Origin of the sequence: Sphingomonas populi, from assembly GCF_004208535.1 — a bacterium.
Taxonomy (GTDB): domain Bacteria; phylum Pseudomonadota; class Alphaproteobacteria; order Sphingomonadales; family Sphingomonadaceae; genus Sphingomonas; species Sphingomonas populi.
This window is the reverse complement of record NZ_SGIS01000015.1, coordinates 52338-73965: the sequence shown is the minus strand read 5'-3', so window position 1 is coordinate 73965 and position 21628 is coordinate 52338. Positions and strand designations below refer to the sequence as shown.

Sequence of the window (21628 nt, the reverse complement as noted above, 5' to 3'; positions counted from 1 at the left end):
ATGACCGACCTCATCGTTCAGCTCATCGCCCGCAGCGGCTATCTCGGCATCTTCCTGCTGATGGCGCTCGAGAACATCTTTCCGCCGATCCCGTCGGAGGTCATCATGGGGCTGGGCGGCATCGCCGTCGCACACGGCAAGATGGCGATGGTGCCGCTGATCGTCGCGGGCACGTTGGGGACGACTGCCGGCAATTACGCCTGGTACGCGCTCGGCCGCCGCTTCGGGGTGGCGCCGCTCAAGCCCGTGGTAGCGCGCTGGGGCCGCTGGCTGACGATCGAATGGCACGATGTCGAGCGGCTCCACGCCTTCTTCCAGCGCCACGGCGAATGGGTGGTGTTCGTATTCCGCTTCATGCCCGCCTTCCGCACGATCGTCTCACTACCCGCCGGCATGGCGCGCATGAAACACTGGAAATTCTGCCTGTGGACGACGGCGGGCGCGGCGATCTGGAATACTTTGCTGGCGTGGTCCGGCTGGTATCTCGGCGCACGGTTCCGCATGCTGGAGGCATGGTTCGGCCCGGCCAGCGTGGCGATCATGGTCGCGGTGGCGGTGGTGTATGCGTGGCGCGTGGTGACGTGGAAACCGCGGGGGAAGTGATCGTCGCCCCGGCGCAGGCCGGGGCCTCTGGGTTTGGGGGCGGTTAGCTCGCCAAATTACGCAACGGCCCCGGCCTGCGCCGGGGGCGACGATCAGGCGGCGCGGGGAATGATGCGGTCGAGTTCGTCGTTCAACGCGCGCTTGGCTTCCTCAAGGTCGAAATCGTTCTGAAGGGCGAGGAAAATCCCTTCGGAAACACCAAAATATCGCGTCAGGCGCAGGTCGGTCGCCGCATCCACATCCAGCTTCGACGCGACCAGCGCAGCGAGCCGCGCCTCATCGATGCCGGCGCCGTGCGCGACTTCCGCGACCGGAATTTCGCTACCGATCAGAAAATCCTCACGCAGAATGTCGCCGGGATGGACGTTGCCCAGCCGATCTTCATCCGCGATGGTAATCCTCGATTCGGACATCATCCGCGCCTCCGTCCGACCAGTGGAAGGTGATCCGCCATTGGTCGTTGATCCTGATGCTATATCGTAAGGGTGTAAAGCGTTTCAACTGCTCGAGCCGGTTGCCCGACGGCTCGCGCAAATCGTGCAGAGCCTTGGCCCGGTTGAGGTAGCGCAGCTTGCGACGTGCTGTCTCCTGAATGTCAGAAGGCAGCTTTCGACTGCGCTCACCACGCCAGATGCGCGCGGTCTCAGCATCGGCGAAGGTGCGGATCATTGCTCGTCCTCAACAACTCAAAGGCAAGCAAGCTATTAACACTTAAAACAGACAAGCCAACAAGTAGTTTTGTCGCACCATCCGACAAAAATACCTCATTTAAGATATTAAAAATCAAACTTTATTTGCTTAGTCGTCTAACTTCCGGTTTTGCGACGAACCAGTAATTACAGACATTTAGCGCGCGGACATTGCACGTTCTTGTCCCAAATTTTTTGCTCACCGTCCCCGCCTACTCGCCCCCGGCAGCCCGCCCCGCATCTTCTGGCTCTTCCCATACCGCGTCTTGCGCGTGCCCGGTTTGCCCTCGTTCGACCGCCCCATCACCGGCGCCACCGCACGGTCGCCCGCGCCCGGCAGCCCGAGTTCCTCCGCCTCCAGCGCGCGGATTTCGTCGCGCAGGCGGCCGGCTTCCTCGAACTCCAGGTCCGCCGCCGCCGTACGCATCTTCTTCTCCAGTTCCTCGATGTACGCGCGCAGATTGTGGCCAACCATGTGCGGGCGGTCCTCATCGATCTCGACCGTGACCTGATCGTGGTTCGACACGTCCTGGATGATGTCGCCGATGTTGCGCTTGATCGTCAGCGGCGTGATGCCGTGTTCCAGATTGTACGCGCGCTGCTTTTCACGACGCCGGTCGGTCTCGTTGAGCGCGCGTTCCATGCTGCCGGTCATGCGATCGGCATAGAGGATAACGCGGCCATCGACGTTGCGGGCGGCGCGGCCGATCGTCTGGATCAGCGACGTTTCGGAGCGCAGGAAGCCCTCCTTGTCGGCATCGAGAATGCACACCAGCCCGCATTCGGGAATGTCGAGCCCCTCGCGCAGCAGGTTGATGCCGACCAGCACGTCGTACACGCCGAGCCGCAGGTCGCGGATCAGCTCGATACGCTCCAGCGTCTCGACGTCCGAGTGCATGTAGCGGACTTTCAATCCCGCCTCGTGCATGAACTCGGTCAAGTCTTCGGCCATGCGCTTGGTCAGCGTGGTGACGAGCGTGCGATAGCCGGCTTCGGCGGTCTTGCGGCACTCGACGATGCAGTCCTGCACCTGCTCCTCGACGGGCTTGATCTCGACCGGCGGATCGATCAGCCCGGTCGGACGGATCACCTGTTCGACGAACACGCCGCCGGTCTGCTCCATCTCCCATGTGCCCGGCGTTGCCGAGACATAGGTGGTCTGCGGGCGCATCGCCTCCCATTCGTTGAAGCGTAAGGGCCGGTTGTCGATCGCGCTCGGCAGGCGGAAACCGTATTCGGCGAGCGTCAGTTTGCGGCGGTGATCGCCGCGCGACATGCCGTTGATCTGGCCGATCGTCTGGTGGCTCTCATCGACGAACAACAGCGCATTGTCGGGGAGATATTCGAACAGCGTGGGCGGCGGCTCGCCGGGCATGCGGCCGGTGAGGAAGCGCGAGTAATTCTCGATGCCGGCGCAACTGCCGGTCGCGGCGATCATTTCCAGATCGAAGTTGGTACGCTGTTCGAGGCGCTGCGCTTCGAGCAATTTGCCTTCGGGGATCAGTTCCTTGAGCCGCTCGGCGAGTTCGTGCTTGATCGCTTCCATCGCCTGTTTGAGCGTCGGGCCGGGCGTTACGTAATGCGAGTTCGCGTAGATGCGAACATAGTCAAGGTTAGCCACCTTCTTGCCGGTGAGCGGGTCGAACTCGGTGATCTCCTCGATGTCGTTGCCGAAGAAGGAGATGCGCCAGGCGGTGTCCTCGTAGTGCGAGGGAAAAATCTCGAGATTATCGCCCTTTACGCGGAAATTGCCGCGCGAGAAGGCGGCGTCGTTGCGCTTGTACTGGAGCGCGACAAGCTTGCGGACGATCTCGCGCTGGTCGACGCTCTGGCCCTTTTTCAGATCGAAGATCATCGCCGAATAGGTTTCGACCGAGCCGATGCCGTACAGGCACGAGACCGAGGCGACGATGATGACGTCGTCGCGCTCCAGCAAGGACCGCGTCGCCGAGTGGCGCATACGGTCGATCGCCTCGTTGGTCGAGCTTTCCTTCTCGATGTACGTGTCCGAGCGCGCGACATACGCCTCGGGCTGGTAATAATCGTAATAGCTGACGAAATATTCGACCGCATTGTCCGGGAAGAACGACTTGAACTCGCCGTAAAGCTGCGCCGCGAGGATCTTGTTGGGCGCGAGGATCAGCGCGGGGCGCTGCACCGCCTCGATCACCTTGGCCATCGTGAAGGTCTTGCCCGATCCGGTCACGCCGAGCAGCACCTGATCGCGTTCGCCACTTTCAGTCTGCGCGACCAGCTCGGCGATCGCGGCGGGTTGGTCGCCGGCGGCGCTATAGTCCGAGACGAGTTTGAACGGCCTGCCCCCCTCCGCTTTGGGCGGGCGGGACGGACGGTGCGGAACGAAGGTTTGCCCGGTTTCGGGCTCGTCCAAGGTCGTGCGAATCTGGATTGCCATGTTTGCCAATATGGGCTGTACCGAGCCCAGCCGCAACAAAGCGGGAACGGGTCGCACAAAACAAACCGTATCAAAGGGATGAGTTCATGCGTTTGGTGTTTGCTGCCGTTCTGGGTATGCCGCTCGCCGCCTGCGGCCCCACCAACACCCCGACCGTCAAGGCGACCAACGCCACCCCGACCGAGGTGCAGGCCAAGGTGGCCGCCGCGACCGGCGACACCAATCTCGTCAGTCCGGGCCGCTGGGAAGGCAAGATGACAATGCACGACATGCAGATGAGCGGCCTGCCGCCCGAAGTGCAGCAGCAGATGACCGCACGGATGAGCGAGCCGCACCCCTTCACCAGTTGCGTCACGCCCGAGGACGTCAAGGCCAAGCGCGGCTTCTTCACCGGCGCGAAGGACAATCACTGCACGTACGACCATTTCACGATGGCTGGCGGCAAGATCGACGCGGCGATGGTCTGCAAGGAAACGGTCGGCACGATGAAGGCGACGATGGCAGGCAGCTACACGCCTGACAGCTATCATTTCGACATGCAGTCGACCACCGAGGCGCCCGGCGCCGGCGCGGCGCAAGGCCCGGGTGCGCAGAAGATGACGATCACGATCGACGCCAAGCGCACCGGCGAATGCCGCGGCGACGAGAACGGGACGACGGTGAAAACCAAGCCCTGAGGCGCCCCGCCCGCGTCCGATCGGGCGCGTCCGTATCGGGTTAGCCGGCGGAACTCGGGCAACGGACGCGCGTTCCACTGCCTCCGAATGAGGAGGTGTGTATGCGTAAACGTCTTGCCGCCGCATTTGCGATCGGAGTCGCGATGCTGTCCGTATCGAGCGCCGAGGCGCGCGATGGTTGCGGCCCCGGTGGCCATCGCAACCGCTGGGGCCATTGCCGCCCCAATGGTCCGGTCTTCGTCGATCGGGGTCCGGTCGTGGTCGAGCGCGGGCCGCTGGTGGTCCACCGCTATTATGCGGGCCGGGGCTATTGGGACGGGCGGCGTTATTGGCAGCACCGTCACCGCTGGCACGGCGGCTGGCGCTACCGGTAAGGCTTTGGCGCCGTCGCCTTGGGGTGGCGGCGCTTTTTTCTGCCGGGCCGAGGTCTATTGAGCCAGTGCAGCCAACCCCAGACGCGAGGCCTGTGCGAAAGCCCGTTGTTGTTCTCCCGCGAAAGCGGGAGTCCAGAGCGCCAAGAGCTTCAATCGGTGTTTTGCTTGGCTCTGGGCTCACGCTTTCGCGGGAGAACGGGACCTTTATGGCACGGCTGAGGCGAGTAGGCCGCTACGTTTCGATGTCACGCCGAGGGCGGACGGAGCCCAGCGCTACGGCAAATCCCGCACCGCTGGCGCGGCTAGGCACGCCGCCTGCGCTGCCGGCGTGACCGGCTTCACCACCGGCGGCGTGTAAGGCGCGATGCGTACCGGCTGGCCGAGCGCTACGGTGCCGAAGCCGCTCAGGCCGCGACATGCCTCCACCGCCGCCAGCAGACGCGGCGGCGTGTCATAGGCTTCGTAGGACAGGCGGAAGGTGCCCCAATGCACGCCGATGCCGGTCGATGCGCCGAGCCGGCGATACGCCTCGACCGCGTCGATCGGGCCAATGTGGCTCCCGGACGCCATCTGCCCGGCGACGAAGCGGAACGCGCCGATCGGGATCAGCGCCAGCCGCACCGGACCATAAGCCGCCGCCTCGTCCGCCCAGCGCAGATCGCCCGCGCCGGTGTCGCCCGCGAAGAACAGATTGCCGCCGGGTAGCCGCACCACGAAGCTCGACCACAAGGCGCGGTTGCGATCCGCGATCCAGCGGCTACCCCAATGGTGGTTGCGCGTGACGATGACCTCGACGCCGGGCTTGACCGGCACCCGCCCGCCCCAGTCGCGCGCGATGGCCGGCACGCCGGCCTGCCCGATCACGCTGTCGTTGCCGAGGCTGGTGATGACGCGCGGGTGATCGCGATCCCACAGCCGTTTCAGTGTGGCGAGATCCATGTGGTCGTAATGATCGTGGCTGATGAGCACCACGTCGATCTTCGGCAGGTTCCCGAACGCGATGCCGGGTTCGGCGACACGCTTCGGGCCGAAGCCGAGCGGACCGGCGCGATCCGACCAGACCGGATCTGTGAGGATGTTGAGGCCCTGCGTCTGCACCAGCATTGTCGCATGGCCGACCCACGTCGCGAGCATCGCATCGCCGGCGACGCGCGGCGGCGGCGCGATACGGTGGACGGCGACGTGATCGGGCCATGCGGGGCGGCCATCGCTGCCGGTGAGGAAGCGGACCATCATGCCGACACCCGGCGCCGGGCCGGGCTTGCCGCCGGGCTTGGTGGCTGGCGCGAACGTGTCGTCGCCGTCGGGATTGGCGAAGCGCTTGCCGTCGAAATGTGCGCTCGGGGCGCCGCGATAATAAAGCGCATCGAGGAAGCGCGGCACGATCGTGATCGCGAGGCACACTATCACGACGATCCACAGGACCGCCGCCGCGAGAAAACGAAGAAGCCGCATGTCGTGCAGTTGGGCGATCACGCGACGTCACGCAAGCCCGGGAAACCGCAATGTCGCCTCAGCGTGCGCCCCACAACGCGAGCACCACGCCGACCGCGACGATCAGCAGCCCGGCCACTTCGCTGCGCGCCATGCGCTCGCCAAGGTAGAAATGCGCGAACGCCATCGTGAAGGCGACCTCGACCTGGCCGACGATCCGCACCAGCGCGACCGGCGCGGTGGCGAAGCCGGTGAACCAGCACGCCGAGCCGACCGACGAGAGCAGCCCGACCTGCCCCGACACGCGCCAGCTCGCCAGCACGCGCGTCATCTGGCCGCGTTCGCGCAGCAGCACATAGCCGCCTTGCAGGATAGTCTGGAGGGTGACGGTCGCGAGCAATGTCACCAGCGCGGCGAGGATGTGATCGGGCGTGCCGACCTCGAAGGTGGTGCGGCGGATCGCGATCACCGCCAGCGCGAACACCGTGCCCGAGGCGATGCCATAGAGCGCGGCGCGCTCGCCGAGCGCGCGCACGAACGCAGCCGGCGCCATCGCCCGCCCCCCGCTCGCCAGCACCATCACCCCGACCACGCCGAGCGCGATGCCGGCCCAGCTCAGGATGCTCAAATGATCGTGGAGCAGCACCGCCGAGAACAGCGCCGCCTGCACCGCCTCGGTCTTCGAATAGGCGGTGCCGACGACGAAATTGCCCTCGTCGAATGCCATCAGCAGCAGATTGGTCGCGACGATCTGCCCGACCGCGCCGGCGAGGCAGAACGGCCAGAAATACGCGCCGAGCGCCGGCCACGCGCCGGGTGCCGCGAGCGCGTGATAGGCGGCGAGCATGACGAGCGCGAACGGCAGGCCGTACAGATAGCGCACAAGGCCAGCGCCATTGACCGACAGCGACTTGCCGACCCGCCGCTGCACCGCCGTCCGCCACGCCTGCATCGCGCCGGCGACGAGGGTGACGGGGAGCCAGATGGGGGAGGTGATCATACCAGTGCGTCGCCCCGGCGCTGCCCGGGGCCGTGGGTTTTTATCCACCCGGATCGCCAAATTACCCAGCGGCCCCGGCCTGCGCCGGGGCGACGGTTATGCGTTGATCGTTTCCCAGAGGTCATCCCAATTGGGGTTCGCTTCGGCGATCAGGCGGCATTTCCATAGTCGATTCCAGTCTTTCAGGCGCTTCTCGCGCAGGATCGCGTCCTCGATGCGGTCGTGGTGTTCGATCAGCACGAGCCGGGTGCAATCCCATTTCGCCGCGAAGGCGGAGCCGCGCTTTTCGCGGTGCGCCTGAATGCGGGCGATGTCCGAGGTGACGCCGATGTAGAGGATGCCGAACGGCTTGTTGGTCATGATGTACGTGAAGCCGCCCATCGCGCCCTCCCCGTCGCAAATATCGTCGCCCCGGCGAAGGCCGGGGCCGCTGCGTTTTAGCCACGCGGTTCGCAAAATTACGCGGCGGCCCCGGCCTTCGCCGGGGCGACGGTGTTTGGCTACCTCACGCCAGCAGCTTCTCCCGCGCGATCTTCTCTTTCCACACCAGCGGCGCGAGTTGATGCACGTTCGCGCCGGTCGAATCGACCGCGACCGTCACCGGGAAATCCTGCACCTCGAATTCGTAGATCGCTTCCATGCCGAGATCGGCGAAGCCCACCACCTTCGAACCCTTGATCGCGCGCGCGACCAGATAAGCCGCGCCGCCGACCGCCATCAGATAGGCGCTTTCCTTCTCGGCGATCGCCTTGGTCGCATCGGCGCCGCGCTCGGCCTTGCCGACACAGGCGAGCAGACCCTGATCGAGCATCATCCGCATGAACGAGTCCATCCGCGTCGCGGTGGTCGGGCCAGCGGGGCCAACGACTTCCTCGCCGACCGGATCGACCGGGCCGACATAATAGATCACGCGGCCCTTGAACTCGACCGGCAGCGGTTCGCCGGCGTCGAGCATGTCCTTGATCCGCTTGTGCGCGGCGTCGCGACCGGTGAGCATCTTGCCGTTGAGCAGCAGCCGGTCGCCCTGCTTCCAGCCCTTCACATCCTCGGGCGTCAGCGTGTCGAGGTTGACGCGGATCGCGGCGGAATCGGGCTTCCAGTCGACCTTGGGCCATTCGTCGAGCTTGGGTGCTTCGAGGAAGGCCGGGCCGGAGCCGTCGAGCGTGAAGTGCGCGTGGCGGGTGGCGGCGCAGTTGGGGATCATCGCGACCGGCTTGCCGGCGGCGTGGCACGGTGCATCCTTGATCTTGACGTCGAGGATGGTCGAGAGGCCGCCCAGCCCCTGCGCGCCGATGCCGAGCGCGTTGACCTTGTCGAAAATCTCGATGCGCAGCCGCTCGATATCCGTCTTGGCCCCGCGAGCCTTCAGCGGCCCCATGTCGATCGGCTCCATCAGCGCCTGCTTGGCGAGCAGCACGCAATGTTCGGCGGTGCCGCCGATGCCGATGCCGAGCATACCGGGCGGGCACCAGCCCGCGCCCATCTGCGGCAGCATCTCGACCACCCAGTCGACGATCGAATCGCTCGGGTTCATCATCTTGAACTTCGATTTGTTCTCGCTGCCGCCGCCCTTGGCCGCGACATCGACCGACACTTTGGCGCCCGGCACCATCTCGACATGGAGCACGCAAGGCGTGTTGTCCTTGGTGTTGCGGCGGGTGAAGGCGGGATCGGCGAGCACCGAGGCGCGCAATTTGTTCTCGGGGTTGAGATAGGCGAGGCGGACGCCCTCGTCGACGATCTCCTGGAGCGAGCGGCTGGTGTCGTCGAAGCGGCAGTCCATGCCCCATTTCACGAACACGTTGACGATGCCGGTATCCTGACAGATCGGCCGATGCCCCTCCGCGCACATCCGCGAATTGGTGAGGATCTGCGCGATCGCATCCTTCGCCGCCGGCCCCTGCTCGGCCTCATAGGCGTCACCCAGCGCGCGGATATAGTCCATCGGGTGATAGTAAGAGATGAACTGAAGCGCGTCGGCGACGCTCTCGATCAGGTCGGCTTCGCGGATGATGGTGGTCATGGCTGCTCGCTCGAAGAATATAATGGTGGCCGCACCTAGACCACATCGCGCGGAAAGGGGAAGTCCCGCGCCCGAAGCCGCGTGAACGCCGCGCCAAGTGAGATAATTGTCGGAGCAATCGTTTACGGCGTGTTCCGGCAAGCAATTGGCAAGGATCGGCGGCTAGGGTCCGCCGCATGATGCCATCGCTCAGCCCAATCCGTACGGCCGCCCTGTGTCTGTGCGTCGCGGTCGCGACGGCGGTCGCGGTGGCGAGTCGCGACTGGCGCGCCGCACCCGTTGCGCTGATGCTGGTGGGCGGGGTCGCGGTGCTGCTGTTTCTCACCGCGCGACCTCGGCAGCGACCGGCGGTGCCCGCGACCGCCTCGGCCGACCGGGTCGCGGCGCGGCTGGTGCGGGAGTTCGAGGAACAGGGCACCGGCTGGTTCTGGCAGACCGACAGCGAGGGCCACGTCACCTATCTCTCCGCCAAGGTCGCCGCCGAACTCGATACCGCCGACACGCCCGCGATCGGCGCGCCGATCCGCTCGCTGTTCCGGGTCGATACCAACGCGACCGAGACCGAGCGGACGATCGCCTTCCACCTCGCCTCGCGCACCGCTTTCTCCAACTATTCGGTGCGGCCGGCGGTGGCGGGCAAGCTGGAGCGCTGGTGGTCGATGTCGGGGCGGCCGGTCAGCGATGCCGACGGCACGTTCCAGGGCTTCATCGGCAACGGCAGCGACCTGACCGAACGCCGCCGCGCCGAGGCCGAGATCGCGCGGCTGGCGTCGTTCGACAGCCTCACCGGCCTCGCCAATCGCCAGCGCATGCGGCAGTGGCTCGACCAGACGCTGTCGCAGGCGCTCGGCGGGCGCGGCACGGCGCTGTTCCTGCTCGATCTCGACCGGTTCAAGGCGGTCAACGATACGCTCGGCCACCAGACCGGCGACGCTTTGCTCAAGCAGGTCGCGCAGCGGCTGGTGCGCGCGATCGGCGACAGCGGGCTGGTCGGGCGGCTCGGCGGGGACGAGTTCGAGGTCGTGCTGCCGGGAATCACCGACCGCGATGCGCTCAGCGGAATCGCGCGCACCGTTATCGAATCGCTGTCGCAGCCGTATTCGATCGACGGCTCCGCGATCACGATCGGCTGCTCGATCGGCATCGCGATCGCCCCCGAGGATGGCGCCGATGCGGAGACGATGGTGCGCAACGCCGACCTCGCACTGTACGGCGCCAAAGGTGACGGACGCGGTATCCACCGCTTCTTCAAGCCGGCGATGCTCGACGGCGCGCGCAGCCGCAAGCAGATCGAGGACGATCTGCGCCAGGCGCTCACCTCCAACCAGTTCCATGTCGCGTATCAGCCGGTGGTGAGTACCGCGAGCGAGCGGATCGTCGGGTATGAGGCGCTGGTGCGCTGGGAGCATCCGACGCGCGGGGCGATCTCGCCCGCGGAATTCGTGCCGGTCGCGGAGGATTGCGGGCTGATCGAGGCGATCGGCGAATGGGTGTTGCGCACCGCCTGTATCGAGGCGGCGACATGGCCGGGCGACGTGCGCGTCGCGGTCAACGTCTCGCCGATCCAGTTCGCCAATCCGGCGCTGCCGACGATCGTCACCTCGGCACTGGCGCGCGCGGGGATCGCGGCCGGGCGGCTCGAACTGGAGATCACCGAGGGCGTGTTCCTCGACGAGACCACCGCGTCCGAGCAGATGTTCAAGACGCTCAAGGCGATCGGCGTGCGGCTCGCGCTCGACGATTTCGGCACCGGCTATTCGTCGCTCGGCTATTTGAGGAAGGCGCCGTTCGACAAGATCAAGATCGACCAGGGCTTCGTGCGCGGCGCGGCTATCGCCGGCAACCGTAACGCCGCGATCATCCGCGCGATCGTCACGCTCGCCGAGGCGCTCGACATGGAGACGACCGCCGAGGGCGTCGAGACGCACGACGAGATCGCGCTGATCCGCGAGCTTGGCTGCAGCCACATCCAGGGCTGGGTGTACGGCAAGGCGGTGCGCGCGGCCGAGGTCCGCACGCACCTCGCCGCGCAGGGTGGCCAGGCGCTCGCCTCGGGCCACCGCAAGAGCCGCCCGGTGCGCCACGCGATGATTCGCACCGCGCGCATCCGCGCCGGCGCGGCGACCGGCGAGATTCGCATCCGCAACATGTCGCCGAGCGGCGCGATGATCGACGGAATCGACATCGATGGCGACGCGGTGGGCATGGACGTGATGATCGAGTTGATCGAGGACGAGATGTTCCCCGCCAAGCTGCGCTGGGCAACCGACGGCCGCGCTGGCGTGGAGTTCGACAGCGCCTTCAACATGGAGCGGCTGGGACAGGCCGCACAACCGGCGCGCAAAACCGGGTAGCTTTGGCTTTCGCGGCTTACCCGCCGCCCGCAAACGGGAACATGGTCCAATACGGCGCCGCCTCGACGCGGGTGCGGGCGACCGAGGGGCGCGCTTCGAGCCGGGCGTGGTAGGCGGCGAGCGTCGCGTGATTGTCGAACGGCACGATATGGCGCGCATACCAAAGCGCTGGCGCGGCCGCACAGTCGGCGAGGCCGAACGTGTCACCAGCCGCCCAACCCCGCCCGGCCAGCGTCACGTCGAGCCAGTGATAGGCGCGCTCCAGCGCCGCACGCGCCTGATCCACGCCATAGGCGTCAGGATGGCCGCTGGGGCGGATGCGTTCGGACACGATCGTCTGCATCGGCGTCATCACGTAACAGTCGAAACAGCGATCCATGAAGCGTGTTTCGAGCGCCGTCGCGGGATCGTTCGGGATCATCGGCGGCGCGCCGGAGGGTAGCCGATCGCAATATTCGATGATGATCGAGGATTCGGCGACCGCGCGCTCGTCATCGAGCAACAGCGGCATCTTCGCCATCGGCCAGGCCGCCGCGAAGGTCGCGCCGTTCTCCGCTTCGCCAGGCGCGAGCAGCCGGTGTTCGAAGGGCAAACCCCGCTCGTACAGCGCGATCTGCACTTTCTGGCAATAGGATGACAGCGGATGGGCGAACAGTGCGAGCATCGCGGCACAATAGCCGCAGGCGCTGCCGCTTGCCACAGGATGTATGACATCCCGCCGGACGAAGAAATATCTGTGGAATTCCGGGTCTGTTCCCTTGCGTTTCGCGGACGCGGCGGAAGTCCACGCGTCGCGCCTTCCCGCACCGCCCGCCGCGCCATGAACCGAATCAAAATAGCGACGAACCGAGTCCCCGTTCTGTCATTTACCGTCTTGCGGTCGGGCGCGATCCGGCACAATCTGTAGGGGTAAGGTTCGGGGGCGAACCCAAGAACTGGTAGAGCCGGGCTTTGCACCCCATATTACAGAGCCGTCGCCACGGGCATTTTGCGCGTGGGCGGCCTCATTTTGTTCTCACGGGCGAGCGCCCGCAATGATAGCATCGGGGCATGCCCCCGATTCGAACGGACCGGGAACGCGGTCCGCCTTAGAAATGGTTTGAACAGGGCGATACCGATGGATTTCAGGGACACCCAGGAAGTGAGCGTAGAGATGGCGACCGACACGATCGAAGCGACGAAAGTCGATAGCAGCGGCGCCGACCGCAAGCTGGCTGAACGCGGCGATTCGAAGGCGGTGCGCGCACAGCTCTATCCGGTCGAGGTCGATCATTCCCGTGACGCCCTGCTCACCGATTTCGGCAAGGAGACGCTGACCGACCGCTATCTGCTGCCGGGCGAGCGCTTCCAGGATCTGTTCGTGCGCGTCGCCTCGGCCTATGCCGACGATGCCGGCCACGCGCAGCGGCTGTACGACTACATCTCGCAATTGTGGTTCATGCCGGCGACGCCGGTGCTGTCGAACGGCGGCACCGGGCGCGGCCTGCCGATCTCGTGCTTCCTCAATTCGGTGCCCGACAGCCTCAACGGCATCGTCGATACGTGGAACGAGAACGTCTGGCTCGCCTCGCGCGGCGGCGGCATCGGCACCTATTGGGGCAATGTGCGCGGCATCGGCGAGCCGGTCGGCCTCAACGGCAAGACCAGCGGGATCATCCCGTTCGTGCGCGTGATGGATTCGCTGACGCTGGCGATTTCGCAAGGGTCGCTGCGGCGCGGCTCGGCGGCCTGCTATCTCGACGTCTCGCATCCCGAGATTGAGGAGTTCCTCGAAATCCGCAAACCCTCGGGCGATTTCAACCGCAAGGCGCTCAACCTGCACCACGGCGTGCTGATTCCCGACGCCTTCATGGAGGCGGTGCGCGACGGCGCCGACTGGGATCTGGTCAGCCCCAAGGACGGATCGGTGCGCAGCACGGTCAACGCGCGCGCGCTGTTCCAGAAGCTCGTCGAGACGCGGCTCGCCACCGGCGAACCGTACATCGTCTTCGCCGACCATGTGAACAAGAACATGCCGAAGCATCACCGCGAGCTCGGCCTCAAGGTCTCGACTTCGAACCTGTGCAGCGAGATCACGCTGCCGACCGGCAAGGACCATCTCGGCAACGATCGCACGGCGGTATGCTGCCTGTCCTCGCTCAATTTCGAGACGTGGGACCAGTGGAAGGACGCCAAGGGCTTCATCGAGGACGTGATGCGCTTCCTCGACAATGTGCTGCAGGATTTCATCGACCGTGCCGAGCCGGGCATGGAGCACGCCGCATACTCGGCGATGCGCGAGCGGTCGGTCGGCCTCGGCGTGATGGGGTTCCATTCGTTCCTGCAGGCGCGCGGGCTCGCCTTCGAGGGCGCGATGGCGAAGTCGTGGAACCTGCGCATGTTCAAGCACATCAAGGCGCAGGTCGACGAAGCCTCGATGCACTTGGCGGTTGAGCGTGGCCCCTGCCCCGACGCCGCCGATCGCGGCGTGATGGAGCGCTTCTCGTGCAAGATGGCGATCGCGCCGACCGCGTCGATCTCGATCATCTGCGGCGGCACCAGCGCGTGCATCGAGCCGATCCCGGCCAACGTCTATACGCACAAGACGCTGTCGGGCAGCTTCTCGATCCGCAATCCGTATCTGGAGAAATTGCTGATCGACAAATCGAAGAATGCCGAAGCGGTGTGGAACTCGATCCTCGAGCGCGGCGGATCGGTGCAGCATCTCGACTTCCTCTCCACCGAGGAAAAGGATTGCTACAAGACCAGCTTCGAGATCGACCAGCGCTGGCTGATCGAACTTCAGGCCGATCGCACGCCGTATATCGACCAGTCGACCTCGCTCAACCTGTTCATTCCCGCCGATGTCGAGAAATGGGATCTGCTGATGCTGCACTTCCGCGCATGGGAGTTGGGCATCAAGTCGCTGTATTACCTGCGCTCGAAATCGGTGCAGCGCGCCGGCTTCGCGGGCGGCGTGGAAGCCGACAACACGATCGACGCGCCGAAGTTCGAGCTGGGCGAGAGCACGGATTACGACGAATGCCTGGCGTGCCAGTGAGGTGGCTGAGGTAGGTCGCCTTTCAAACCCCTCTCCACTTGTGGGAGAGGGAGCGGCTCGCACCAAGCGCGGGAGAGTGAGGGGCAATGCGGACGGCTTGACCAAGCGCCAACTGCTGCCCGCTTCGACCACGAATCGATCGCGCCAATTGCGCCGTGATGCGACCGAAGCCGAGAAGCATGTCCGCCGCGCCTTACGGGACGCCTTTCCCGAGGCGAAATTCCGGTTTCAGGTGTCACTTGGCGTTTATCACGCAGACTTCTGCTCGCATCAGGCGCGGCTGGTCATCGAGATCGATGGCGGCCAGCATGCCGACGATGCCGCGAAGGACGAGAAACGCACGCGCTTCATCGAAGGTGAAGGCTATCGCGTGATCCGCTTCTGGAACAATGATGTGCTGACGAATATCGAAGGCGTCATAGCGGTGATCGCTGACAACCTTCCTTCTCCCCTTGTGGGAGAAGGTGGCCCGAAGGGCCGGATGAGGGGGAATGATGCAGCGTAACTTCGCCTCGGCCCCCTCACCCTTCCGCCGCTTTGCGGCTCCCTCCCTCTCCCACAAGGGGAGAGGGAAGAAAGAAGGCTTAGGCTTCCTCTTCGAACGTCACAGCGACGTCGGCGTTGGCGCTCAGGCGGACCTTGTCGCCTTCGACGTCGGCGACGAGGCCGAGCGAGATGTAATGGTGGTGCCCTTCATGGCTGCCTTGCCCGCTGTCCTTCTTGGTCAGCTTGATACGGTCGCCATCGAGATGGTCGACGGTGCCGACATGGACGCCGTCGGCGCCGATGACTTCCATATGCTCTTTGATCGCGCTGGTGTCGGCCATGTGGAATGCTCCTGCGTTGTGGTTGCCGGGACTGAACGCATATGCGCCCGAAACGATGCAAGCGAGGGAGCAAGATGAAACACCGCCTGATTCCACTGCTGGCGCTGACGCTCGCGCTCGCCGCCTGCGCGCACCGCGTCGCGAGTTCGGTGCAACATGGCGCCGATACGCCGGGCTTCCTGCTCGGGGTGTGGCATGGCTTCATCTTCCCGGTGGCGTGGGTGCTGTCGCTGTTCGTGCAGGAGGTGGCGGTCTATGCCGTGCCGAACCAGGGCGGCTGGTATGATTTCGGCTATTTCATCGGCATCGTGTTCCTCGGCGTCGGCTCGCACCGCACGCGCACCGTCTATGTCACGCGGACGGTGCGGCGGTGATCCCACGCGCGCTGATCGCGATCGACGCGTGCGCGGGCGGTGCGTTCGTGTGCGGCGTGGCGCTGGTCTCGCGCTCGGGCCGGGCGGCGGACGCGGCGGCGACCTACCGCCAGCGCATCGGCGGTGCGATGCTGGCGGCGGCGGCGCTGTTCCTCGCCGGCTTCGCGACGATGGCGTGGGTGACGGCGTGAGCAACCCCGCGACAGTTTCTTCCAATTTCTGATTTAAGACTCGAAAGGCGTACCCCATGTCCCTCCTCGAAGCCCGCAAGCAGTACAAACCGTTCGAATACCCGTGGGCGTTCGATTTCTGGAAGCGTCAGCAGCAGATCCACTGGATGCCGGAGGAAGTGCCGCTCGGCGAGGATTGCCGGGACTGGGCGCAGAAGCTCAGCGATCACGAGCGCAATTTGCTCACGCAGATCTTCCGTTTCTTCACGCAGGCCGATGTCGAGGTGCAGGATTGCTACCACGAGAAATACGGCCGCATCTTCAAGCCGACCGAGATCAAGATGATGCTCGCCGCCTTCTCCAACATGGAGACGGTGCATATCGCCGCGTACAGCCATTTGCTCGACACAATTGGCATGCCCGAGAGCGAGTACGGCGCCTTCCTCGAATATAGCGAGATGAAGGACAAGCACGATTACCTGCAGACCTTCGGTGTCGACAATGACGAGGATATCGCCAAGACGCTGGCGATGTTCGGCGGCTTCACCGAGGGGCTTCAGTTGTTCGCGAGCTTCGCGATGCTGATGAACTTCCCGCGCTTCAACAAGATGAAGGGCATGGGGCAGATCGTCACCTGGTCGATCCGCGACGAGAGCCTGCATTGCGAGGGCATCGTCAAGCTGTTCCACACCTTCGTGCGCGAGCGCGACTGTTTCACCAAGTCGGTCAAGTCCGACATTCGCGACATGTGCCAGACGACGGTGCATCTCGAGGACAATTTCATCGATCTCGCGTTCGAGATGGGGCCGGTCAACGGCATGACCCCCAAGGAGATCAAGAAGTACATCCGCTACATCGCCGACTGGCGGCTGGGGCAGCTCGGCATGAAGCCGATCTACATGATCGACGAACATCCCCTGCCCTGGCTGGCGCCGTTGCTCAACGGCGTCGAGCACGCCAATTTCTTCGAACAGCGCGCGACCGAATATTCGAAGGCGGCGACGCGCGGCAACTGGAACGAGGTGTGGGATTCGTTCGACACGCGCAAGAAAGCCAAGGCCGGCCCGGCCGCGAACGAGGATGCCGGCGAGCAGGGCGGGGACATGTTCTCGCGCGCGGGCGTGGCTGCGGAGTGAGGTGATTTCGGGTGGGGTGGCTTTTGGCCGTCTCGCCTTCTCAACGTCGCGACACCGCTGAGCGCTGTTGCCAAACCAGACACGTTGCTCCGATTGCGCTCGGCACGGGCGGGCGGGCGGGCGGATTCATACGCTCCTCCCCATCCGTTCGTGTCGAGCGAAGTCGAGACACCTGCGCTCCGGGCTTGTCCCTCGACTTCGCTCGGGACGAACGGGGAAGGAGCGAGGCGCGCGCCACCCCGCGCCGTGAGCGCGTCTCCCAGCGCAAATACTATGTAAAACCTATGCGTTCCTCCGGGAATCGATCTCGAATCCCTATGCGAGTCGAGCCTAATTAGGCGTCCTCACGAGGGTTCGCGGCCGGATGTCGGGCGCGGCGCATCGTGATCGAGGACGATCATGACAGGTGCCATTGTACGGCCGGCCCACGCCGCTGCCGCTAATCCGCTTTGCGCCATAACCCTCCCGGCGGTCCGCTCCGCCTGAACCCCGCGCGACCGCGACGTGCGGCGTGGGGCCGTGCTTCGCGATGCGCGCATTCGCATCTCGAAAGGAATATCGCATGCAGGATCTGCTCTGGATCGCAGTGATGGCCGGGCTGGTGGCGGCGACGCTCGCCTATGTCCGCCTCTGCGACAATGCGTGAGGCGGCGATGACGCTCGACCTCTGGCTCGCCGCGCTGACCACCATCGGTCTGCTTTTCTATCTCGTGGCCGTGCTCGTCCGGCCCGAACGCTTCTGAAGGGAGCACATCCATGACCATCCAGGGCTGGATTCTCATCGCCGCGTTCGTCGGCATCCTCCTCGCGCTTACCAAGCCGATGGGGTTGTGGCTGCACGCGCTCTACGAGGGACGGCGCACGCCGCTCCACACCGTGTTCGGACCCGTCGAGCGCGGCTTCTACCGCCTCGCCGGGATCGACCCGACGCAGGAGCAGGGCTGGCGGCGCTATGCCGTCCACATGCTGCTGTTCAACGCGGTGCTGATGTTCTTCACCTATGCGATCCTGCGGTTGCAGGGCGTGCTGCCCGGCAACCCGCTCGGCTTCGCGGGCACCAGCGAGCATCTCGCCGCCAACACCGCGATCAGCTTCACCACCAACACCAACTGGCAGAGCTATTCCGGCGAATCGACCATGTCGAACCTGTCGCAGATGCTCGGGCTGACGATCCACAACTTCATGTCGGCGGCGACCGGTATCGCGCTCGCCTTCGCGCTGTTTCGCGGGTTCGCGCGGCGGGAGGCGAAGACGGTCGGCAATTTCTGGGCGGATTGCACGCGCGTAACGCTGTACCTGCTGCTGCCGCTCTCGATCGTCTACGCGCTGTTCCTGATCGCCAGCGGCGTACCGCAGACGCTCGCCGGATCGGTCGATGTGGCGACGCTGGAAGGCGTCAAGCAGACGCTCGCGATCGGCCCGGTGGCGAGCCAGGAAGCAATCAAGATGCTCGGCACCAATGGCGGTGGCTTCTTCAACGCCAATAGCGCGCATCCGTTCGAAAACCCGACCGCGCTCACCAACCTCGTCCAGATGCTGTCGATCTTCGTGATCGGCTTCGGGCTGACGTGGACGTTCGGCAAGGCGGTCGGCAACACCAAGCAGGGCTGGGCGATCCTGTCGGCGATGGTGATCCTGTTCCTCGCCGGCACCACCGTCGCCTATTGGCAGGAAGCCGCCGGCAACCCGATCCTCCACCATCTCGGCGTCGCCGGGGGCAATATGGAGGGCAAGGAGGTGCGCTTCGGCATCGTCGCCTCCTCGCTGTTCGCGGTCGTCACCACGGCGGCATCATGCGGCGCGGTCAACGCGATGCATGACAGCTTCACCGCGCTCGGCGGGATGATCCCGCTGTTCAACATCCAGTTGGGCGAGGTCGTTGTCGGCGGCGTCGGCGCAGGCATCTACGGCTTCCTGCTGTTCGCGATCCTGGCGGTGTTCGTCGCCGGGCTGATGGTTGGCCGCACGCCCGAATATGTCGGCAAGAAGATCGAGGCGCGCGAAGTGAAACTGGCGGTGCTGGCGATCGCGATCCTACCGCTCGTCATTCTCGGCATGACGGCGATCTCGTCGGTGGTCGCCGATGGCCTTGCCGGGCCGCTCAACAAGGGGCCGCATGGCTTTGGCGAAATCCTCTACGCCTTCACCAGCGCGGTCGGCAACAACGGCTCGGCCTTCGCCGGCATCACCGCGAACACGCCCTATTACAACGGCATGCTCGGCGTCGCGATGTGGTTGGGGCGGTTCTTCGTGATCGTGCCGATGCTCGCCATCGCCGGCAGCCTCGCCGCCAAGAAATACACGCCGGCCTCGGCCGGCTCGTTCCCGACCACGGGCGCTTTGTGGGTCGGTCTGCTCGTCGGCATCATCATGATCCTGGGCGGCCTGACCTTCCTGCCAAGCCTCGCGCTCGGTCCCATCGCCGATCATCTCGCGATGATCGCCGGCAAAACCTTCTGATCGGGGGCCGCCATCATGGCACGCACACCTGCGAAATCTCTGTTCACCGCCGATCTGATCGTACCCGCGATCGGTGACGCCTTCCGCAAACTCAACCCCAAGGAGCTGATCCGCAATCCGGTGATGTTCACCACCGCGATCGTCGCCACGCTGCTGACCTTGCTCCTCGTGGTCGGGCATGACGGTCTCGGCATCGGCTTCAAGCTCCAGCTCGTGATCTGGCTCTGGCTGACGGTGCTGTTCGGCACCTTCGCCGAAGCCATCGCCGAGGGCCGTGGCAAGGCGCAGGCCGCGTCGCTGCGCGCGACCAAGGCGGAACTCACCGCCAAGCGCGTCAAAGGCGCGGGCGTCGAGGACGTTGCCGCCAGTGCTTTGCGGATCGGCGACGTCGTCGTGGTCGAAACCGGCGAATTGATCCCCTCCGACGGCGAAGTCGTCGAGGGTGTCGCCTCGGTCAACGAAGCGGCGATCACCGGCGAAAGCGCGCCGGTGATCCGCGAGGCGGGTGGCGACCGCTCAGCCGTCACCGCCGGCACCCGCGTCCTCTCCGACCGGATCAAGGTGCGGGTGACGGTCAATCCGGGCCAGGGTTTCCTCGACCGCATGATCGCGCTGGTCGAGGGTGCCGAGCGCCAGAAGACCCCGAATGAGATCGCGCTGACGATCCTGCTGGTCGGCCTGACGATCATCTTCCTGATCGCAGTCGCCACGATCCCCGGTTTCGCCAGCTATGCCGGCGGTAGCATCCCGGTCGCGATGCTTGCCGCGCTGCTCATCACGCTGATCCCGACGACAATCGCGGCGTTGCTCTCGGCGATCGGCATCGCCGGCATGGACCGGCTGGTGCGCTTCAACGTGCTCGCCAAATCGGGCCGTGCGGTCGAGGCGGCGGGCGACATCGACGTGCTGCTGCTCGACAAGACCGGCACGATCACCGTGGGCGACCGACAGGCATCGGAATTCCGTGCGGTCGGCGGCGCGAGCCAGACCGACCTCGCCGAAGCCGCGCTGCTCGCCAGCCTCGCCGACGAAACGCCTGAAGGCCGTTCGATCGTGGTGCTGGCGCGCGAGCAATTCGCGGTCACCACCACCGCCCTGCCGGCCGGTGCCGAGGTGATCCCGTTCACCGCGCAGACCCGGATATCCGGTGTGCAGATCGCGGGCTCGCTGATCCAGAAGGGCGCGGTCGATTCGATCCTGCGCGCCAATCCGGGTGCGGGCGAGACGGCTGCGGCGACCGAATTGCGCCGCATCACCGACGAGATCGCCCGCGCCGGCGGCACGCCGCTGGCGGTCGCGCAGGACGGCCGGTTGCTCGGCGCAATCTTCCTCAAGGATGTCGTCAAGGCCGGCATCCGCGAGCGCTTCGGCGAGCTTCGCCAGATGGGCATCCGCACGGTGATGATCACCGGCGACAACCCGCTGACCGCCGCCGCGATCGCCGCCGAGGCGGGGGTCGACGATTTCCTCGCGCAGGCGACGCCCGAGGACAAGCTCGCGCTGATCCGCAAGGAGCAGGAGGGTGGCCGCCTCGTCGCGATGTGCGGTGACGGCACCAACGACGCACCGGCGCTTGCACAGGCCGATGTCGGCGTCGCCATGAACACCGGCACGCAAGCCGCGCGCGAAGCCGGCAACATGGTCGATCTCGACAGCGATCCGACCAAGCTGATCGAGGTCGTGGGTCTCGGCAAGCAATTGCTGATGACGCGCGGCGCGCTCACCACCTTCTCGGTCGCCAACGATGTCGCCAAATATTTCGCGATCATCCCGGCGATGTTCGTGGTGCTCTATCCGGGCCTCGCGGTGCTCAACGTGATGGGGTTGGCGACGCCGCAATCGGCGATCCTGTCGGCGATCATCTTCAACGCGCTCATCATCCCGTTGCTGGTGCCGCTCGCGCTGAAGGGCGTGGCGTACAAGCCGATGGGGGCCGGCCCGCTGCTCGCCCGCAACCTCGCCGTCTATGGTCTGGGCGGCCTCGTCGCCCCGTTCATCGGCATCAAGATCATCGACCTGGCCGTCACCGGCCTCGGTCTCGCCTGAGGAATAGT

Annotated in this window: 21 protein-coding genes; 12 read left to right on the top strand and 9 right to left on the bottom strand. The window is 65.3% G+C overall.

Annotation, left to right across the window (positions count from 1 at the left end; genetic code table 11):
• Positions 1–603 (top strand): DedA family protein, encoded by a 603-nt coding sequence (locus tag EWE75_RS11460; RefSeq protein ID WP_130157518.1) that lies wholly within the window; start codon positions 1–3, stop codon positions 601–603.
• 92 nt (positions 604–695) lie between these two features.
• Here EWE75_RS11460 and EWE75_RS11455 read toward each other — a convergent pair whose 3' ends face one another.
• The 3 genes from EWE75_RS11455 to uvrB all read right to left on the bottom strand — a co-directional run bounded on the left by EWE75_RS11455 (position 696) and on the right by uvrB (position 3705).
• Positions 696–1019 (bottom strand): HigA family addiction module antitoxin, encoded by a 324-nt coding sequence (locus tag EWE75_RS11455; RefSeq protein ID WP_231708318.1) that lies wholly within the window; start codon positions 1017–1019, stop codon positions 696–698.
• Complete coding sequence (locus tag EWE75_RS11450) at positions 985–1272, bottom strand: type II toxin-antitoxin system RelE/ParE family toxin (RefSeq protein ID WP_130157516.1); 288 nt, start codon at positions 1270–1272, stop codon at positions 985–987. Before EWE75_RS11450 ends, EWE75_RS11455 begins: the two co-directional genes overlap by 35 nt.
• A 219-nt stretch (positions 1273–1491) precedes the next feature.
• Positions 1492–3705, bottom strand: a complete 2214-nt coding sequence (gene uvrB, locus EWE75_RS11445; RefSeq protein ID WP_130157514.1) for an excinuclease ABC subunit UvrB — start codon at positions 3703–3705, stop codon at positions 1492–1494.
• Positions 3706–3791: 86 nt separating this feature from the next.
• Between uvrB and EWE75_RS11440 the strand changes: the two genes are divergently transcribed.
• Entirely contained in the window at positions 3792–4382 is a 591-nt protein-coding gene (locus tag EWE75_RS11440; RefSeq protein ID WP_130157512.1) for a DUF3617 domain-containing protein, read from the top strand.
• Between the two features lie 101 nt (positions 4383–4483).
• Positions 4484–4756 carry a GCG_CRPN prefix-to-repeats domain-containing protein gene (locus tag EWE75_RS11435; protein WP_130157510.1) on the top strand — a complete coding sequence of 91 codons (273 nt, stop codon included), beginning with the start codon at positions 4484–4486 and terminating at the stop codon, positions 4754–4756.
• 273 nt (positions 4757–5029) lie between these two features.
• Here EWE75_RS11435 and EWE75_RS11430 read toward each other — a convergent pair whose 3' ends face one another.
• From EWE75_RS11430 to EWE75_RS11415, 4 genes are all read right to left on the bottom strand, one after another.
• On the bottom strand, positions 5030–6211 hold the full coding sequence (locus EWE75_RS11430; protein ID WP_130157590.1) for an MBL fold metallo-hydrolase: 1182 nt from the start codon (positions 6209–6211) through the stop codon (positions 5030–5032).
• Positions 6212–6269: 58 nt separating this feature from the next.
• Positions 6270–7190, bottom strand: coding sequence for a DMT family transporter (locus EWE75_RS11425; RefSeq protein ID WP_130157508.1), 921 nt, complete (start codon positions 7188–7190; stop codon positions 6270–6272).
• 96 nt (positions 7191–7286) lie between these two features.
• Entirely contained in the window at positions 7287–7571 is a 285-nt protein-coding gene (locus tag EWE75_RS11420) for a GIY-YIG nuclease family protein (protein WP_130157506.1), read from the bottom strand.
• 124 nt (positions 7572–7695) lie between these two features.
• Positions 7696–9213 (bottom strand): fumarate hydratase, encoded by a 1518-nt coding sequence (locus EWE75_RS11415; protein WP_130157504.1) that lies wholly within the window; start codon positions 9211–9213, stop codon positions 7696–7698.
• Between the two features lie 176 nt (positions 9214–9389).
• On the opposite strand from EWE75_RS11415, the gene EWE75_RS11410 reads away from it, so the two are divergent.
• The gene (locus tag EWE75_RS11410; RefSeq protein ID WP_130157502.1) at positions 9390–11567 is read left to right on the top strand and encodes a putative bifunctional diguanylate cyclase/phosphodiesterase; all 2178 of its coding nucleotides are present in this window, start codon (positions 9390–9392) and stop codon (positions 11565–11567) included.
• Positions 11568–11583: 16 nt separating this feature from the next.
• On the opposite strand, the gene EWE75_RS11405 is transcribed toward EWE75_RS11410, so the two are convergent.
• Positions 11584–12267, bottom strand: coding sequence for a glutathione S-transferase family protein (locus EWE75_RS11405; RefSeq protein WP_427915782.1), 684 nt, complete (start codon positions 12265–12267; stop codon positions 11584–11586).
• A 417-nt stretch (positions 12268–12684) separates the two neighbouring features.
• Between EWE75_RS11405 and EWE75_RS11400 the strand changes: the two genes are divergently transcribed.
• Positions 12685–14607: a ribonucleoside-diphosphate reductase subunit alpha gene (locus tag EWE75_RS11400; RefSeq protein ID WP_130157500.1), complete on the top strand. Its 1923-nt coding sequence runs from the start codon at positions 12685–12687 to the stop codon at positions 14605–14607.
• Between the two features lie 97 nt (positions 14608–14704).
• On the top strand, positions 14705–15112 hold the full coding sequence (locus EWE75_RS11395) for an endonuclease domain-containing protein (protein WP_231708317.1): 408 nt from the start codon (positions 14705–14707) through the stop codon (positions 15110–15112).
• 79 nt (positions 15113–15191) lie between these two features.
• Here the strand turns inward: EWE75_RS11395 and EWE75_RS11390 are convergent, their stop codons facing one another.
• Positions 15192–15434, bottom strand: a complete 243-nt coding sequence (locus EWE75_RS11390) for a DUF2171 domain-containing protein (RefSeq protein WP_130157496.1) — start codon at positions 15432–15434, stop codon at positions 15192–15194.
• Between the two features lie 74 nt (positions 15435–15508).
• Between EWE75_RS11390 and EWE75_RS11385 the strand changes: the two genes are divergently transcribed.
• The 6 genes from EWE75_RS11385 (at position 15509) to kdpB (ending at position 21620) form a co-directional block, all read left to right on the top strand.
• The gene (locus tag EWE75_RS11385) at positions 15509–15808 is read left to right on the top strand and encodes a hypothetical protein (protein WP_130157494.1); all 300 of its coding nucleotides are present in this window, start codon (positions 15509–15511) and stop codon (positions 15806–15808) included.
• Positions 15805–15999, top strand: a complete 195-nt coding sequence (locus EWE75_RS11380; RefSeq protein WP_130157492.1) for a hypothetical protein — start codon at positions 15805–15807, stop codon at positions 15997–15999. The genes EWE75_RS11385 and EWE75_RS11380 overlap by 4 nt, the downstream gene beginning before the upstream one ends.
• Before the next feature lie 56 nt (positions 16000–16055).
• Entirely contained in the window at positions 16056–17114 is a 1059-nt protein-coding gene (locus EWE75_RS11375) for a ribonucleotide-diphosphate reductase subunit beta (RefSeq protein ID WP_130157490.1), read from the top strand.
• A gap of 653 nt (positions 17115–17767) precedes the next feature.
• Complete coding sequence (locus EWE75_RS11365) at positions 17768–17857, top strand: potassium-transporting ATPase subunit F (protein ID WP_130157488.1); 90 nt, start codon at positions 17768–17770, stop codon at positions 17855–17857.
• 13 nt (positions 17858–17870) lie between these two features.
• Positions 17871–19574: a potassium-transporting ATPase subunit KdpA gene (gene kdpA, locus EWE75_RS11360; RefSeq protein ID WP_130157486.1), complete on the top strand. Its 1704-nt coding sequence runs from the start codon at positions 17871–17873 to the stop codon at positions 19572–19574.
• Between the two features lie 15 nt (positions 19575–19589).
• On the top strand, positions 19590–21620 hold the full coding sequence (kdpB, locus tag EWE75_RS11355) for a potassium-transporting ATPase subunit KdpB (RefSeq protein WP_130157484.1): 2031 nt from the start codon (positions 19590–19592) through the stop codon (positions 21618–21620).
• The last annotated feature ends 8 nt before the right edge of the window (positions 21621–21628 follow it).

Coding starts and splice junctions, on each gene's coding strand:
- EWE75_RS11425 (WP_130157508.1), bottom strand. CDS start 7,190: ATGATCACCTCCCCCATCTGGCTCCCCGTCACCCTCGTCGCCGGCGCG.
- EWE75_RS11460 (WP_130157518.1), top strand. CDS start 1: ATGACCGACCTCATCGTTCAGCTCATCGCCCGCAGCGGCTATCTCGGC.
- EWE75_RS11455 (WP_231708318.1), bottom strand. CDS start 1,019: ATGATGTCCGAATCGAGGATTACCATCGCGGATGAAGATCGGCTGGGC.
- EWE75_RS11415 (WP_130157504.1), bottom strand. CDS start 9,213: ATGACCACCATCATCCGCGAAGCCGACCTGATCGAGAGCGTCGCCGAC.
- EWE75_RS11435 (WP_130157510.1), top strand. CDS start 4,484: ATGCGTAAACGTCTTGCCGCCGCATTTGCGATCGGAGTCGCGATGCTG.
- EWE75_RS11365 (WP_130157488.1), top strand. CDS start 17,768: ATGACGCTCGACCTCTGGCTCGCCGCGCTGACCACCATCGGTCTGCTT.
- kdpB (WP_130157484.1), top strand. CDS start 19,590: ATGGCACGCACACCTGCGAAATCTCTGTTCACCGCCGATCTGATCGTA.
- EWE75_RS11420 (WP_130157506.1), bottom strand. CDS start 7,571: ATGGGCGGCTTCACGTACATCATGACCAACAAGCCGTTCGGCATCCTC.
- kdpA (WP_130157486.1), top strand. CDS start 17,871: ATGACCATCCAGGGCTGGATTCTCATCGCCGCGTTCGTCGGCATCCTC.
- EWE75_RS11410 (WP_130157502.1), top strand. CDS start 9,390: ATGATGCCATCGCTCAGCCCAATCCGTACGGCCGCCCTGTGTCTGTGC.
- EWE75_RS11400 (WP_130157500.1), top strand. CDS start 12,685: ATGGATTTCAGGGACACCCAGGAAGTGAGCGTAGAGATGGCGACCGAC.
- EWE75_RS11390 (WP_130157496.1), bottom strand. CDS start 15,434: ATGGCCGACACCAGCGCGATCAAAGAGCATATGGAAGTCATCGGCGCC.
- uvrB (WP_130157514.1), bottom strand. CDS start 3,705: ATGGCAATCCAGATTCGCACGACCTTGGACGAGCCCGAAACCGGGCAA.
- EWE75_RS11375 (WP_130157490.1), top strand. CDS start 16,056: ATGTCCCTCCTCGAAGCCCGCAAGCAGTACAAACCGTTCGAATACCCG.
- EWE75_RS11440 (WP_130157512.1), top strand. CDS start 3,792: ATGCGTTTGGTGTTTGCTGCCGTTCTGGGTATGCCGCTCGCCGCCTGC.
- EWE75_RS11385 (WP_130157494.1), top strand. CDS start 15,509: ATGAAACACCGCCTGATTCCACTGCTGGCGCTGACGCTCGCGCTCGCC.
- EWE75_RS11450 (WP_130157516.1), bottom strand. CDS start 1,272: ATGATCCGCACCTTCGCCGATGCTGAGACCGCGCGCATCTGGCGTGGT.
- EWE75_RS11430 (WP_130157590.1), bottom strand. CDS start 6,211: ATGCGGCTTCTTCGTTTTCTCGCGGCGGCGGTCCTGTGGATCGTCGTG.